This is a genomic window from Streptosporangium sandarakinum (assembly GCF_050942225.1).
In the GTDB taxonomy this organism is placed as follows: Bacteria; Actinomycetota; Actinomycetes; order Streptosporangiales; family Streptosporangiaceae; genus Streptosporangium; species Streptosporangium nondiastaticum.
Map to the genome: position 1 here is coordinate 4,562,887 of NZ_CP192034.1, position 14,533 is coordinate 4,577,419.

Consider the following 14,533-nt stretch of genomic DNA (forward strand, 5'->3'; position numbering starts at 1 on the left):
GGCTTGCGAGCCTCCGCGGCGGCCCCGGTCAGGCGCCGATGTAGGCCGCGAGGTGCTCGCCGGTGAGGGTGGAACGGGCGGCGACGAGGTCGGCCGGGGTGCCCTCGAAGACGATCCGGCCGCCGTCGTGACCGGCGCCGGGACCGAGGTCGATGATCCAGTCGGCGTGCGCCATGACCGCCTGGTGGTGCTCGATGACGATGACCGACTTGCCGGAGTCGACGAGCCGGTCCAGCAGGCCGAGCAGCTGCTCGACGTCGGCGAGGTGCAGGCCGGTGGTCGGCTCGTCGAGGACGTAGACGCCGCCCTTCTCGGCCATGTGGGTGGCCAGCTTCAGCCGCTGCCGCTCGCCGCCGGACAGCGTGGTGAGCGGCTGGCCGAGGCTGAGGTAGCCGAGCCCGACGTCGGCGAGCCGGGCGAGGATGGCGTGCGCGGCCGGCGTGCGCGCCTCACCGGCGCGGAAGAACTCCTCGGCCTCGGTCACCGACATCGCGAGCACCTCGCTGATGTCACGGCCGCCGAAGCGGTACTCCAGCACCGACGCCTGGAACCGCTTGCCCCCGCACTCCTCGCAGACGGTGGCGACGCCGGCCATCATCGCCAGGTCGGTGTAGATGACGCCGGCGCCGTTGCAGTTGGGGCAGGCGCCCTCGGAGTTGGCGCTGAACAGCGCCGGCTTCACGCCGTTGGCCTTCGCGAACGCCTTGCGGATCGGGTCGAGCAGCCCGGTGTAGGTCGCCGGGTTGCTCCGCCGCGACCCGCGGATCGCGCCCTGGTCGACCGACACCACGCCCGCGCCGGCCGGGATCGACCCGTGCACGAGCGAGCTCTTGCCGGAGCCGGCGACGCCGGTGACGACGACGAGCACCCCGAGCGGGATGTCGACGTCGACGTCGCGCAGGTTGTGCGCCGTCGCGCCGCGGATCTCCAGCTTCCCGGTGGGCGTCCGCACCGTCTCCTTGAGGGCGGCCCGGTCGTCGAGGTGGCGGCCGGTGAGGGTGCCGCCGGCCCGCAGCCCCTCGACGGTGCCCTCGAAGCAGACGGCGCCGCCCGCCGTACCGGCGCCGGGGCCGAGGTCGACGACGTGGTCGGCGATCGCGATCATCTCCGGCTTGTGCTCCACGACGAGCACCGTGTTGCCCTTGTCGCGCAGCCGCAGCAGCAGGTCGTTCATCCGCTGGATGTCGTGGGGGTGCAGGCCCGTGGTGGGCTCGTCGAAGACGTAGGTGACGTCGGTGAGGGAGGAGCCGAGGTGGCGGATCATCTTGGTGCGCTGCGCCTCGCCGCCCGACAGGGTGCCCGAGGGCCGGTCGAGCGAGAGGTAGCCCAGCCCGATCTCCACGAACGAGTCGAGGGTCTGCTGCAGCGTGGCAAGCAGCGGCGCCACCGACGGCGCGTCGAGGCCGCGGACCCATCCGGCCAGGTCGCTGATCTGCATCGCGCAGGCTTCGGCGATGTTGACGCCCTTGATCCGCGAGGCGCGGGCGGCCTCGTTGAGCCGGCTGCCACCGCACTCGGGGCAGGCGGTGAAGGTGACCGCACGGTCCACGAACGCCCGGATGTGCGGCTGCAGCGCCTCCCGGTCCTTGGACAGGAACGACTTCCTGATCCGCGGGATCAGCCCCTCGTAGGTCAGGTTGATGCCCTCGACCTTGATCTTGGTCGGTTCCCTGTGGAGCAGGTCGTGGAGCTCGCCCTCGGTGAACTCGCGGATCGGCTTGTCGGGGTCGAAGAAGCCGCAACCGGCGAAGATGCGGCCGTACCAGCCGTCCATGCTGTAGCCGGGGATGGTGAGCGCGCCCTCGTTGAGCGACTTGCCGTCGTCGTAGAGCTGGGACAGGTCGATGTCGGTCACCCTGCCCATGCCCTCGCAGCGCTGGCAGGCGCCGGCGGGCTCGTTGAAGCTGTAGTGGAACGACGGTCCGGCGCTCGGCTCGCCGAGCCGGCTGAAGAGGATTCGCAGCATCGCGTTGGCGTCGGTGGCCGTGCCGACGGTGGAACGGGAGTTGGCGCCCATCCGCTCCTGGTCGACGATGATCGCCGTGGTCAGCCCCTCCAGCACGTCGACCTCCGGCCGCGCCAGCGTCGGCATGAAGCCCTGCACGAAGGCGCTGTAGGTCTCGTTGATCAGCCGCTGCGACTCCGCGGCGATCGTGCCGAACACCAGCGAGCTCTTGCCCGAGCCGGAGACACCGGTGAACACCGTCAGCCGGCGCTTGGGGATCTCGATGCTGACGTCCTTGAGGTTGTTCTCCCGGGCGCCCTGCACGCGGATCAGGTCGTGGCTGTCGGCGAGGTGCGGCGAGGGCGACTGCGGGTCCGTCCTCGGGGCCATGCTGGGTCTCCATTCGTTGCAGGGGATGGGAGGGCCCGCCTTCGGTCTCCGCCGGCGTCGCCCCGCATGATCTAACCAGGTACAGGCGACATTTCCGGTTTTCTTCTGGGAGGAGGGCCCGGCTCCCGGCCGGACGGCTCAGCGCAGTTCGTTGATGCGGACCAGGTTGCCCGCGGGGTCGCGGAAGGCGCAGTCGCGGACCCCGTACGGCTGCTCGGCCGGCTCCTGGACGATCTCGGCGTCGCCGGCCCGGAGCCGCTCGAAGACGCCGTCGAGGTCCTCGGTGGCGAAGACGATGGCGGCGTAGGTGCCCTTGGCCATCATCTCGGCGATGACGCGGCGCTCGTCGTCGGTGACGCCGGGGTCGGCGGCCGGCGGGTACAGGACGATGGACGTGCCGGGCCGGCCGGGGGGACCGACCGTGATCCAGCGCATCCCGCCGTAGCCGACGTCGTCGCGGACCTCGAAGCCGAGGGCGTCGCGGTAGAAGGCCAGGGAGGCGTCCGGGTCGTCGTGCGGCAGGAAGACCGAATGGATGGCGATGTCCATGGAGGTCACGCTACCCGCGGCTCCGCGACCCGGGCTTCTCGATTCCTGACCGGCCTGGTCACCTGTTTGGCCACGCACGACGGCATCCCCTCCGTCGCGCCCGCCGCGTGGCGCCGGTAGGCGCTGGGCGGAATGCCCACCAGTTCGGTGAAGCGGGTGCTGAAGGTGCCGAGCGACGAGCAGCCGACCGCGAAGCAGACATCGGTGACGCTGAGGTCGCCCCGGCGCAGCAGCGCCATGGCGCGCTCGATGCGCCGCGTCATCAGGTAGCTGTACGGAGACTCGCCGTAGGCGAGCTTGAACTCGCGGCTGAGGTGCCCGGCCGACATGTTCGCGCCGCGGGCGAGCGCCTCGACGTCCAGCGGCTGCGCGTACTCCCGGTCGATCCGGTCGCGGACGCGGCGCAGCCGCGCGAGGTCGCGCAGGCGCTGCGCCGAGGGGGATCTTCCGGTCACACCGGAATCGTACGGCCCGGCCGGAGCCGGTGCGGCGCGGCTCCCGGCCGTCCTCTCCCCCGCGGGCGCCCTCGCCGCGCCCGGCGGGCGAGGTGTACGACGCCGGCGGGGCGGCTGTCCTTGAAGTAGAGGCGCACCTCGTCGACCGTGCGGGCGGCGCCGAAGTCCACCTCGTACCGGTCCTGGCCGCCCTACGGACGTGCTCGCCGACCGGTCGGCCGCGCGTGGCATGGGTTCTCTACCCGGCGTGCTCGACCGCGGCTTTCGGGAGTGCGAGCATCACGAGTGCCGTGATCAGGTAGAGCGCGGCGGAGGCGATCAGGACGATGCCGAGCGCGTGACTGTAGTCGGGCAGCATCGGTGCTCCGGTGGCTGAACCGGTGACGGCGGTGAAGAAGATCGTGCCGAGCACGGCGATGCCGGCGGCGCCGCCGATCTGGTTGACGGTGGAGAGCACCCCGCCCGCGGCGCCTGCGTTGCGTCCAGGGACGCCTGCGAGGACGACGTTGACGAGAATGGGTGCGGCGAGACCGAGCCCGAGGCCGCCGATGAAGAGTGCGAGGGCGAGGAGCCAGTATCCGGGATCGTCGCCGTCCTTGACGATGGACCACAGGACGAGCTGAGATGCCGCGATGGTGAGCGAGCCGATGATCAGGAGCGTTCTGCCCGCCTTGGCGGCGAGAGCGACGCCGAGGCCGGAGGTGATGATCGAGCCGAGCGCGTACGGGAGGATCACCAGGCCGGTCTCCCATGCGGTCCGGCCTGTCCCGTTCTGGAGGTAGATCGAGAGAGTGAGGAAGTACGACCCGATGCCGCCGAAGAAGAGCACCGAAGCGCTCAGGCCGACTGCGAAGGCGCGGATTCTCAGCAGGGCTGGGTCGAAGACAGGTTCGTTTCCGCGTCCGGTGAGGCGGCGCTCGTGGGCGAGGAAGATCGCGAGCACGATGATTCCGGCTGCGAGGAGGGCATAGCCGGCCCAGGTCCATCCCCATGTCTCGGTCTGGATGATGGGCAGCAGCAGGAGAAGGATGCCCGTGGCCGCGAGGAGCGCGCCCGGGAGGTCCAGTCGCGCGGTCGAGGCGGAGCGGGACTCCGGAAGGACCTTCGCGCCAAGGATGAGTGCCAGGATCGAGACGGGCACGTTGATCCAGAAGACCGTGCGCCAGCCCAGGTCGAACAGGTTGATGTCGACGAGTAGTCCGCCCAGCAGCGGGCCGGCGACCGAGGCGAGGCCCTGGACCGCTCCGTAGGCGCCGAACGCCTTGGCACGCTCGCCCGGAGGGAAGGAGGCCCGGATGATCCCGAACACCTGCGGGACCATGATCCCGGCGGTCAGTCCCTGCCCGATCCGCGTGCCGATGAGCATCCCCGGATCAACGGCCAGCGCGCACAGCGCCGAGGTGACCATGAACCCGGCCAGCCCGATCATGAACAGCCGCTTGCGGCCGTACTGGTCACCGAGCCGTCCGCCGGTGATCAGGCCCGCGCCCAGGGCGAGGGTGTAGGCGGCGACCGTCCACTGGACCTGAGCGTCGCCGGCACCCAGATCCTGGGCTATCGCCGGGGCCGCGACGGTGACGATCGTCGCGTCGAGGAGGTCCATGAAGGACCCGAAGAGCACCACCAGCAGCGCCATGGTCGCGCCGGCGCCGGCGCTGAGTGTCGGAGATGCCCCGATGGTGCGGGTGCCCTCTCCGGGGCTTGGTGAATCGGTCATGTCGGCCACCATCGTCGGCATAGTTGCCGTGGAGTGACCGCTTTCGGTGAGAGGATCGGAGAATCATGGCTGCCACTTCCGCGCGGGCGCTCAAACTGCTGTCGATCTTCGGGATCGGCGCGACCCTGACCGCCGAGGAGCTCGCCACCCGGCTCGGAGCGTCGGCGAGAACCGTGCGTCGCGATATCGATACGCTCCGGGATCTCGGGTACGAGATCGAGGCGGTCCGCGGAGCGGGTGGCGGATATCGACTTGGTCGCGCCAGCCGCTTGCCGCCGGTCGTATTCGATGAGGACCAGGCCGTCGCCACGGCCGTCGCGCTCCAGACGGTGCCGACGGTTCTTTCCGGCATCCGCGAGAACGCGGCCCGTGCTCTCGCCACGCTGCACCAGGCGATGCCCGCGCGCAGCCGCCTGCACGCCGAAGCGTTCACCGTCTCCTCGGCTCGCAACTACTGGGAGTTCCCCGCGCCACCGATCGACGCCGAGATCGTCCGCGCCGTTGGCAGTGCGATCAGTCGGCGGCACCTCGTTCGCGTGGACTACACCGGTGACGGTGAACCCGCCACGCTCACGCTGGAACCGCACGACCTCGTGGTCTGGGCCGCCCGCTGGTACCTGGTCGCCTTCGACCCGAACGCGAACCGATGGCGCGCGATGCGCGTGGACCGCTTCAAACCGCACATGCCCACACACACCCCCTTCGACCGACGTGACATCCCGCACGGTGATCCTGTCGCCTTCGTCATGACCGCACACGACCGCGGAGACGCCGCCGCCGAATGGCCCTGCCGCGGCTCAGCCATCCTCGCCCTGCCCGCCTCCACCGTCGCCCGGTTCGCCCCCGGCGGATCAACAGTCGAGTACGACACCGAAACCACGTGCCGACTCACACTTGGCGCATGGTCATGGCCGGGATTGGCAGGACTGATCCTCACTTTCGACGCCGACATCACCGACATCGAACCGGCCGAGCTCAGGCAAGCCCTGCACTCCCTGCGCACCCGGATCAGCAGGGGACTCGAACCCGCTATGCCGCCTCGGCCAGGGCTTATGCGGGCCGATCCCCTATGAAAAGGGCGGACCCCGGCGCCGGCACCAGCTCCACCGTTCGGCGTTCAGCCGTCGCTGTCAGGTGAGGTCAGGAAGTCCTGCAGCTCACGGTGCCGGAACTGGTACGTGGCGCCGCTGACGCGCAGCAGCCGGGCCTCGCACGCCCAGTCGAGGAAGGTCCACAACCGCAACGGCAGCAGCCCGCGCGTGGCCGCGACGGTCAGGCCGATCACGGTACGGGTCCACGCGACGGCGCCGAAGGACAGGCCGAAGGTCACGCCGCCGATCAGCGCGCACACCAGCGACTCGACGACGCCCTGGCTCATGATGAACACCAGGAAGGCGGCGACCCCGCCGGTGAGACCGAAGGCCAGGCCGATCGTCGGGTTGCGGTGCAGGGCCTCGCGTGGATGGGCCAGCTCGGCGTCCATGCTCCACCCCCCGGTGGTGATCTTGAAGACGACCCCGAGCGCGAACGCCAGCACGAAGGCCCCGCTCACCCCCGCGACCAGCGCCGCGGGGCCGGCGTGGGCCAGCCGCAGCGGTGCCAGCCCGGTGATCGCGCCGCACAGCCCGAAGCCCGTCAGCGTGACGGGTTCCGCGAGGATCGCCTCGGAGACGGTCATGCGTTCGGCCCCGATCCGGCCGGCGGCGGTCAGGCCGATGACCGTGCCGAGCGTCAGCCCTCCGGTGCCGCCCGCGACGACGGCGAACGCCGGGCCGAAGATCTTCCCGTCGGTCAGGAGGAGCCCCGTCAGCCCGCCGAGCACGCCGACGGGCAGGCCCGCGAGCGCTCCGACCAGGGCGCCGGTCACGCGCCGCCTGCGCGGGACGTCGCTCCGCCCGCCGGCCGCCGCCGGCCACGACGACAGCGACAGGCCGGTCACGATGCCCACCCAGGACGTCATGAGCACCAGGGTGAGCACCTGCTCCGCGCCGGGGCCGGCGCTGAGGTCGCCGGCCGCCGAACCCGTCCAGAAGGCGAGCATGGCGACGACCGCCAGCAGCACGGCGCACAGGCAGTGCAGCGCCCGCACCAGGCGCCAGCCGCCGATCGGCCACAGCAGGTGGGGAACGAGGTCGATCGCCGTCAGGCCGGGCGGCGGCCGATCCGCGCCGATGGTGCGCGCGGCCTGCCACCGCAGGTGGGCCGCCAGTTGCACGAGCCACGCCCGCACCTGGTCCGGCTGGTACGCGGTGCCGTGAGCGGAACGGGCGGCGCGGGCGGCACGACCCGCGCGGGGCGCCAGGCGCGTCGCCGCCGGGACGTACGCCTCCAGCAGCCGCCGCGCGATCAGCTCCGCACCCTCACGGGGATCGGCGTGCGGGTCCACACGCAGCAGCTCGCGCGGGTCGGCGCCGGACTCCACGGCGGTGACGGTCAGCAGCAACCGCCACGGTGTGGCGAGAGCGGAGTGCACGGCCCGGCCCGCCGGCCCGGACAGCGCCTTCCGGATGCCGTCGCGCCGCCCCGCGCAGGGGTGGCCGTCCGGCCAGCGGGCCGTGAGGTACACGGCGATCTGCTCGACGGTCAGGTCGTGGAGCCGGATCAGGACGGCGTTGTCCAGCCAGACCCCGGCCGCGCGCAGCTCGTCGTGGCGGTCGGCCCGGCAGGTCACGACGACCGCGCCGGGCCGCCGCCCGGACAGGTCGCTGTAGCGGTTGAGCTCGGCCAGCAGGCCGATCGCCCGGCGTGGCGAGCCGGCCGACGGCTCCGGGTCCAGCTCGTCCAGGCCGTCCACCACCGGCAGCACCCTGCGGTCGCGTACCAGCCGCAGCGCGTCGTCGGTCCCGAGGCCGAAGTCGCGCACCAGTTGTTCGGCCAGCCAGGCTTCGAACGGCCTGCTCAGGGTCCAGCGGGCCGCGTTCAGGCGGACCGGCACCATCCGGTGGCGGGGTCCGGCGGTCAGCAGGGGTTCCAGCAGTTGCAGCACCAGCTCGATGGCGAGGACCGTCTTGCCCGCTCCCGACTCGCCCACGACCAGCAGGCGCTGGGGGCTCAGGGCGGAGAAGAAGCGGCCGATCGTGTGCAGGTCGTCCGGTTCCTCGCCGGAGGTGTCGCGGCCGGAGTGCGAGCTGAACGAGACGGGGGCGATGTCGTAACCGCCGAGCAGCCCTTTGCGCGCCCTGTCCTCCTCCCGGACGACGCGCCTGACCAGCAGTTCCACCGCATCGTCCGGCCCGGCGCCGCCCTCCGCCGGGGCCACGACGACCTCCTCGGCAGGCGGAGCGGGCGACGCGGAGGAAGCGGCGTCGGCGGGTGGCGGCGCCGGAAGAGTCGCGCCGGTGGGCGGGAGCGCGGAAGGAGCGGTGCCGGTGGGTGGGGGCGTGGCGGCCAGGGCCGCTCTGGCCGCCCGCCAGCGTTCGAGCTCCGCCGGGATCAACTCGGCCGGATGGTCGCAGGAGAGGAAGCACGCGGTGACGAACGCCCGCACGAACTCCCACCGCGGCAAGCGGCCGCTCTGCCGCAACACGTGTGAGGTCGTGCTCTTCGGCAGCGTGTCCACCATGGCCCCGTCCGAGGCCGCCGTCCGGCCGCCGAGCGAGCGCAGCCGGCTCAGGGACGGCTCACCCGCCCACTGCCTGAGCCGGACCAGCGACCCGACGAACTCCTCCACGGTGGCGGCCCGCGCCGGGTCGGGCGGCAGAGGACGATCCGCACTCATCAGGACCCCGTCCTCACCAGCGCCCACACGAACGTCGCCCGGCCGCGCCGGGGCCACCGGCCGGGCACGCACACGCCCTCCAGCGTCTGGACGTGGCGGGACTCCATCAGGAAGTTGCGCGCCTCGTCGGCCTCGACCAGGTCCCGGCCGACCGCGATGGGCACGAACCCGTGCCGGGGGATGTAGACCCAGCGCCCACGATCCCAGTCGTAGGGGTCGAACCAGCTGTGACGGACCGTTCCCGACACCCGCACCTCCCGCCCGTCCCTGGTCAGGACGAACGAGCCCTGCGAGCGCAGCAGGCTCATCCTGCTGACGTAGAACAACTCGGTGCCGATGAAGGCGTTGATCCGCACGTCCCAGTGGTCGTGCAGCCAGGACGAGCCGTGCTCCTCCAGCAGCCCGGCCTGCCGGAGGAGCTGCCGCTCGAACCGGCGCTGGTTCCTGCGCTCGGCCTTCTTGATCACCTTGAACGAGCGCAGCCAGCGAAGTGACATCGTCCTGGAGGCGCCCGCGCCGTCCATGAAGTGTTGCAGGAAGTCGGAGGCGATCGGGTGGAAGTCGCGGCCCCCGTCGATGATCGAGCGGAACAGGCCGACCAGCTCGGGGACCGGCCTGCCCGTCCGCCGCCGCAGCCCTCGCAGGAACATGCCGGCTCTCTCCGCGAGACGATCGAGGGTCACGAACACGTCGGGTGGTACTCCTCCTGCGAGATGAGCGTCTCCCATTCGCCGCGCTCGAGTGCGCGGCCCGCGTTGGCGCAGGCCGCGGACACCAGGTCGGCGGGCGTCGCGACGTTCCACAGCCGCGCGGTGCCGTCGCCCGCCACCGTGGCCACGGCCGTACCGCCCCGGTCGTAGACGAGCGCGACCACGCCACGGGAGTGGCCGGTCATCGGGGTGCCGAGCGGCCGGTAGGTCCGCAGGTCCCACAGCTGCACGGCGCCGCTCCGCAGGCCGGTGGCCAGCACCTCGCCGTCCGGGCTGAACGCCAGCGAGTACGGCACGTCGTCCTCGGGGATCAGCGCCACGCCGGCCGTGCGGCGGCGCGGGAGGTCCCACAGCCGCACGGCGTCGTCGTCCGCCGTGTACGCCAGCGTCCGCCCGTCGGGGCTGAAGGCCAGGTCGTTGACCAGCCCACCGGCGACCGCGGGCGGTGTGCCCTCCAGCTGGCGGCGGGTGGCCACGTCGAAGAGCCGCACCCGCGAGTCGAAGCCCGCGCTCGCCAGGGTCCTGCCGTCGGGGCTGATGGCCATCCCCGTGATGACGTCGGTGTGGTCGGGTACGCGGATGCGCGGCCCGACCTCCCGGTGGCTCGCGACGTCCCAGAACGCGATGGCCTGCTCGCGCTGGACGGCGACGAACCTGCCGTCGGGGCTGAGCTGGGCCAGGCCGTCGAACTCGGCGTCGTGGACGATCAGGCGGCGGCTCGCGAGGTCCCAGAGCCGCAGGCCGTCCAGGCCGGACGTCAGGAGCGTGCGCCCGTCGGGCGTGAACACGATCTTCGTCACGGAGCCGCGGGCGCCCGGGGAGCGCAGCGGCGGACCGATGGGGCGCTGGGCGGCCACGTCCCACAACTGGACGTCGGGGCTCTTCTCACCGGCGCCGCCGGTGGCCAGGGTCCGCCCGTCGGGGCTCAGCGCGACGGCTCCCCGCGCGGGCATCGGCCGCCCGGTCTGCAGGTGGACCTGCGGGTCGGCGAGCCGTACGACGCCGTCGCCGCCGGCGGCGGCCAGCAGCTTCCCGTCGGGGCTGAACGCCACCCGCTCGACGCCCGCGTTGTTGTCCTGGAGCGCGACCACCTGCTGCCGGGTGGCCGTGTCCCACAGGACGGTGCGACCGGTGCGCCCGCCGGTGGCGATCCGGGTGCCGTCGGGGCTGAAGGCGATCGAGTCGAAGCCGATGTTGCGATCCCTGATCACGGCCGTCCGCTCGCCCGAGGCCACGCTCCACAGCCGGGCGACGTTGTCGAGGCTCAGGGTCGCGATCGTGGCCCCGTCCGGGCTGAACGCGACGTCGAGGACGGTCTCGCTCTGCCTGGCGATCGGAGCGCCCAGCGGGCGGGACGTGACGGGGGCCCAGAGCCGCACGGCCTTGCCGCTCGCGACGGCCAGACTTCTGCCGTCGCGGGCGAACGCCACCCTGCGCACGATGTTCGCCCGCTCGATCCCGCGGTCGGGGCGGCCCATGGCCGGGCCGCGCGGGCGGTGCGTGGCCGTGTCCCACTGCCGGACGACTCCGGTGACGTCGCCGGTCACGATGGTCCTCCCGTCCGGGCTGTACGCGAGCGCCGACACGATCTCGTCGTGGTCCAGCTCGGGGCCCAGCTCGCGACGGGTGGCCACGTCGTAGAACCGGACGGTGCCGAGACACGCGGTGGCCAGCGTCCGGCCGTCGGGGCTCAGGGCCAGCTCCACGCCGGGGCAGTCGAACTTCGCGCGGGTGATCGGCGCGCCGAGCTGCCTGCGCGCCTTCGTGTCCCACAGGCGCGCGGTGCCGTCGTCGCCGCCCGTGGCCACGATCGAGCCGTCGGCGCTGAACGCCAGGGACGTGACGCCTCTCGTGTGCCCGGACAGCTCGCCCCGGCCGGTGCCGGTGGCCGCGGACAGCAGCCGGCTGCGGGCCTCGTCGGTGTGGGCGATGCCCCAGGCCGCCACGGCCAGCAACGAGGACAGGGCGACGTCGCCGGTGACCTCGCTCTGCGTCGCGAGCTGGCGGGAGAGCGCCACCCTGCGCTGCCGGTCGGCCTCGCCCGCCGCGTTGACGGCGGTGGCGGCGGCGATCAGGGCGAGCACCGACAGCATCGCGAGGCCGGCCGCGGCGAGCCTGCGGCGGCGGCTCGCCCGCCGCACCTCCCGCGTGGACGCCGCGACGAAGCTCTCCACGACGGGGCCCGGCGGCGGGTAGCCGTCGGGATCGCGGTCCCAGCGGGGCCGGCTGTCCTGTACGGCCAGCAGCCGGGCGCCCCGGTAGAGGAACGCGGGATCGCGGTGGTTGTCGGCCCACTGCGCGGCGGCCTCCAGCAGCAGGTCGTACACGGTCTGTGCGGCGAGGTCGGGTTCGAGCCACTGCCGCAGCGCGGGCCAGGCGGTCAGGAGGGCGTCGTGGGCGATCTCGACGGTGTCCTCGTTCAGGGTGAGCAGGCGCCGGTCGGCGAACGCGGACAGCAGCGCCCCGACCTCCTCCCGCCGCCGCTCCGAGTGCGCGGAGGCGGCGGCGTGAATGTCGGCCAGCCGCGCGCCGCGCCGCGCCACCTGTCCGCCCGCGGTGATCAGGGTCAGTCGGCGGAAGATCCGCAGCGCGGCCTTGCGGTCCTCCGCGGTCAGCCGCTCCAGGACCTCGTCGGCCGTGCGGCGCACGGAGTCGCGGACCCGGCCCGACTCCTCGTACCCCCGGAGGGTCAGGGTGCCGTCGGTGCGCCGTTCCCAGGTGTTGCGCAGCGCCTGCGAGAGCAGCGGCAGCGCACCGGCCTGGTAACGATCGCCGGCCCGCAGCTCGGCCAGGATGGTCTCCACCAGGCCGGGCTCGATCCTCAGGCCGGTCGTGGCGGCGGGGCCGGTGATGGCCAGCCGCAGGTCCGCCTCCGTCATCGGCTCGACGATGACCTGACCGTCCTGGATGGCCTCGGCGAACTGCGGGTAGGCGGCACAGCGGTCCCAGTGGTCCGCGCGTACGCCGATGATCACTGCGGCGCCGTCCCGGCCGTCGGCCAGCGTGTGCAGGACCGTCACGAACGCCTGACGCTCGCGCTCGTCGGTCACCAGGGTGTACAGCTCCTCGAACTGATCGACCACCAGCAGGAGGCGGGCGCCCGGCGGCTCCCCGGACAGGGCGTCCGAGAGGGCCCGCCGGGGATCGTTCCGCAGCCGTTCGGCCACCGTCTCCGCGTGCCCGCCGAACGCCTGTGCCCAGACCCGCGCGAGCGCGCGTAACGGCGTCGCGGTGGGCGTGGCGAGCAGGCACCGCCATTCCCGCGCCCCGGCGACCGGCAGCTCGCCCTTCGTCACCGCCGGGATCAGGCCCGCGCGTAACAACGAGGACTTGCCGACGCCCGAGGCGCCCGAGACGAGCAGGACGGACCCGTGGCCGGTCAGCCGTCGTCCGAGGCGTTCGAGGAGATTGCGCGTGGCCCGCGTACGGCCGAAGAACAGCTCGGCCTTGCCCGCCTCGAACGGGGCGAGACCCTGGTAGGGGCACACCTCGTTGGGATGGTCCCCCCGCTCGCCCATGACGGTCATTCTGACAAACCACGACCACCGGCATCAAACGACTGTCGTCCGATTTCGTCCGATGTCGTCCCACCAGTGGCTTGAACGGCCCGAACGCGGTTCTGATGGACGCGCTGCCAGTTGATCGAGAGGCCCGGCTCCGGCCGAGGCCCTCCATGGGGACGGCGGGAGACACCTTGTACTCGGCACGATGGCCTCTGCTCGACGCCGCACGGGAGACCGGCGCCGGGCATTCCGCGGGACGGTTGCTGCGGGGATGGCGGGAGCGGGCGTTGATGACCCAGGAGCAACTCGCCGACAAGGCGGGGCTCAATGTCAGGACCGTGCGGCGGCTGGAGAACGGCGGGCTCTGGCAGCCCCGCAGCCGGTCCGTCGTGCTGCTGGCGCAGGCGCTGGGGCTGGACGGCGCGGAGCGGGCGCTGCTGACCGCCGTCACCCGCGGGCCGTCGCCCGCCGGCGGCGACGACCCCGCCGGGACCCGCCCACCGCCCGCGGCGGTGATCGTCCCCCGCCAGCTCCCCGCCGGCCTCACGTCGCTGGCCGGCCGGGACCGCGAGCTCACGGTCCTGCAGGACCACGGCGGTGACGCGCCGCCGGTCGTCTCGCTGGACGGCATGGCGGGGTCGGGCAAGACCGCGCTGGCTGTGCACGCCGCCCACCGGCTCGCGCCCGGCTTCCCGGACGGGCAGCTCTTCGTGGACCTGCACGGCCACGCCCGCGCCACCGCCCCGGTCGAGCCGGGGCATGCCCTGGCCCGCATGTTGCGCGCGCTCGGCGTCCCCGGCGGGGACGTCCCCGAGCATCTCGACGACCGGGCGGCGCTGTACCGCAGCGTGCTGGCCGAACGCCGGGTCCTGATCGTCCTGGACGACGCCGCCGACGAGCACCAGATCCATCCGCTGCTGCCCGGAGGCCCCGGCTGCCGCGTGATCGTCACCGGCCGCCGGCGCCTGAGCGGCCCCGGAGACACCCGGAACCTGTCGCTGGACCTCCTGTCCCCGGCGGCGGCGGTCACCCTGTTCGCCGGCGTGGCGGGGCGGGAGCGCGTCGCGGGCGTGCCCGGCGTCGTCCTGGACGAGGTCGTGGCCCGCTGCGGGCTGCTCCCGCTGGCCGTCCGCGTCGCCGCCGACCGGTTGCGGGCGCACCCCACCTGGACCGTGCGGCACCTGCTCGACCGGCTCGCCGGTGACCGCCTGGGCGAGCTGAAGGCCGGCCGGTACGACGTCGCCGCCGAACTGGACCTCTCCTACGACCGACTCCCCGCCGACCTGCGGCGCGCGTACCGGCTGCTGGGGTCGTACGACGGCGCCCACTTCGGCACCGACACGGCCGCCGCCCTGCTGGAGACGACCGCGTCCCGGGCGGAGCGGCTGCTGGAGCGGCTACTGGACGTGCACCTCCTGCTGGAGGCCGCCCCCGGCCGTTACCGGCTGCACGCCCTGGTCCGCGAGCACGCCGCCAGGATGCGGCCGTGCCCCGGTGACTGACCCGTCACCGGGGCACGGCCTTCTCACCGTCCCGGGGCCGGCAG

At 72.9% G+C, this 14,533-nt stretch carries 9 protein-coding genes; 2 read left to right on the forward strand and 7 right to left on the reverse strand.

Going from position 1 to position 14,533, the window contains the following annotated elements; all coding sequences use genetic code 11:
* Nucleotides 1-28: 28 nt before the first annotated feature.
* The 4 genes from ACQP10_RS21485 to ACQP10_RS21500 all read right to left on the reverse strand — a co-directional run bounded on the left by ACQP10_RS21485 (nucleotide 29) and on the right by ACQP10_RS21500 (nucleotide 5,056).
* The gene (locus tag ACQP10_RS21485) at nucleotides 29-2,335 is read right to left on the reverse strand and encodes an excinuclease ABC subunit UvrA (RefSeq protein ID WP_346020993.1); all 2,307 of its coding nucleotides are present in this window, start codon (nucleotides 2,333-2,335) and stop codon (nucleotides 29-31) included.
* 138 nt (nucleotides 2,336-2,473) lie between these two features.
* The gene (locus ACQP10_RS21490; RefSeq protein ID WP_399500924.1) at nucleotides 2,474-2,884 is read right to left on the reverse strand and encodes a VOC family protein; all 411 of its coding nucleotides are present in this window, start codon (nucleotides 2,882-2,884) and stop codon (nucleotides 2,474-2,476) included.
* Nucleotides 2,885-2,889: 5 nt separating this feature from the next.
* Nucleotides 2,890-3,339, reverse strand: a complete 450-nt coding sequence (locus ACQP10_RS21495; RefSeq protein WP_346020991.1) for a helix-turn-helix transcriptional regulator — start codon at nucleotides 3,337-3,339, stop codon at nucleotides 2,890-2,892.
* Between the two features lie 238 nt (nucleotides 3,340-3,577).
* Nucleotides 3,578-5,056, reverse strand: coding sequence for an MFS transporter (locus ACQP10_RS21500; RefSeq protein ID WP_433539582.1), 1,479 nt, complete (start codon nucleotides 5,054-5,056; stop codon nucleotides 3,578-3,580).
* 65 nt (nucleotides 5,057-5,121) lie between these two features.
* Here ACQP10_RS21500 and ACQP10_RS21505 point away from each other — a divergent pair, with 65 nt between their 5' ends.
* Entirely contained in the window at nucleotides 5,122-6,129 is a 1,008-nt protein-coding gene (locus tag ACQP10_RS21505; RefSeq protein WP_346020989.1) for a helix-turn-helix transcriptional regulator, read from the forward strand.
* A gap of 44 nt (nucleotides 6,130-6,173) precedes the next feature.
* Here the strand turns inward: ACQP10_RS21505 and ACQP10_RS21510 are convergent, their stop codons facing one another.
* From ACQP10_RS21510 to ACQP10_RS21520, 3 genes are read right to left on the reverse strand one after another with little or no spacing between them, the layout of a single operon-like run.
* Nucleotides 6,174-8,774 (reverse strand): NACHT domain-containing protein, encoded by a 2,601-nt coding sequence (locus tag ACQP10_RS21510; RefSeq protein WP_433539583.1) that lies wholly within the window; start codon nucleotides 8,772-8,774, stop codon nucleotides 6,174-6,176.
* Complete coding sequence (locus tag ACQP10_RS21515; RefSeq protein WP_389998580.1) at nucleotides 8,774-9,424, reverse strand: hypothetical protein; 651 nt, start codon at nucleotides 9,422-9,424, stop codon at nucleotides 8,774-8,776. The genes ACQP10_RS21510 and ACQP10_RS21515 overlap by 1 nt, the downstream gene beginning before the upstream one ends.
* A 29-nt stretch (nucleotides 9,425-9,453) precedes the next feature.
* A complete protein-coding gene (locus ACQP10_RS21520; RefSeq protein ID WP_433539584.1) occupies nucleotides 9,454-13,002 on the reverse strand; it encodes an AAA family ATPase in 3,549 nt (1,182 codons plus the stop codon).
* Nucleotides 13,003-13,178: 176 nt separating this feature from the next.
* Here ACQP10_RS21520 and ACQP10_RS21525 point away from each other — a divergent pair, with 176 nt between their 5' ends.
* A complete protein-coding gene (locus tag ACQP10_RS21525) occupies nucleotides 13,179-14,489 on the forward strand; it encodes an ATP-binding protein (protein ID WP_433539585.1) in 1,311 nt (436 codons plus the stop codon).
* Nucleotides 14,490-14,533 lie beyond the last annotated feature (44 nt).

Coding starts and splice junctions, on each gene's coding strand:
- ACQP10_RS21515 (WP_389998580.1), bottom strand. CDS start 9,424: ATGTTCCTGCGAGGGCTGCGGCGGCGGACGGGCAGGCCGGTCCCCGAG.
- ACQP10_RS21490 (WP_399500924.1), bottom strand. CDS start 2,884: ATGGACATCGCCATCCATTCGGTCTTCCTGCCGCACGACGACCCGGAC.
- ACQP10_RS21510 (WP_433539583.1), bottom strand. CDS start 8,774: ATGAGTGCGGATCGTCCTCTGCCGCCCGACCCGGCGCGGGCCGCCACC.
- ACQP10_RS21520 (WP_433539584.1), bottom strand. CDS start 13,002: ATGGGCGAGCGGGGGGACCATCCCAACGAGGTGTGCCCCTACCAGGGT.
- ACQP10_RS21505 (WP_346020989.1), top strand. CDS start 5,122: ATGGCTGCCACTTCCGCGCGGGCGCTCAAACTGCTGTCGATCTTCGGG.
- ACQP10_RS21485 (WP_346020993.1), bottom strand. CDS start 2,335: ATGGCCCCGAGGACGGACCCGCAGTCGCCCTCGCCGCACCTCGCCGAC.
- ACQP10_RS21500 (WP_433539582.1), bottom strand. CDS start 5,056: ATGACCGATTCACCAAGCCCCGGAGAGGGCACCCGCACCATCGGGGCA.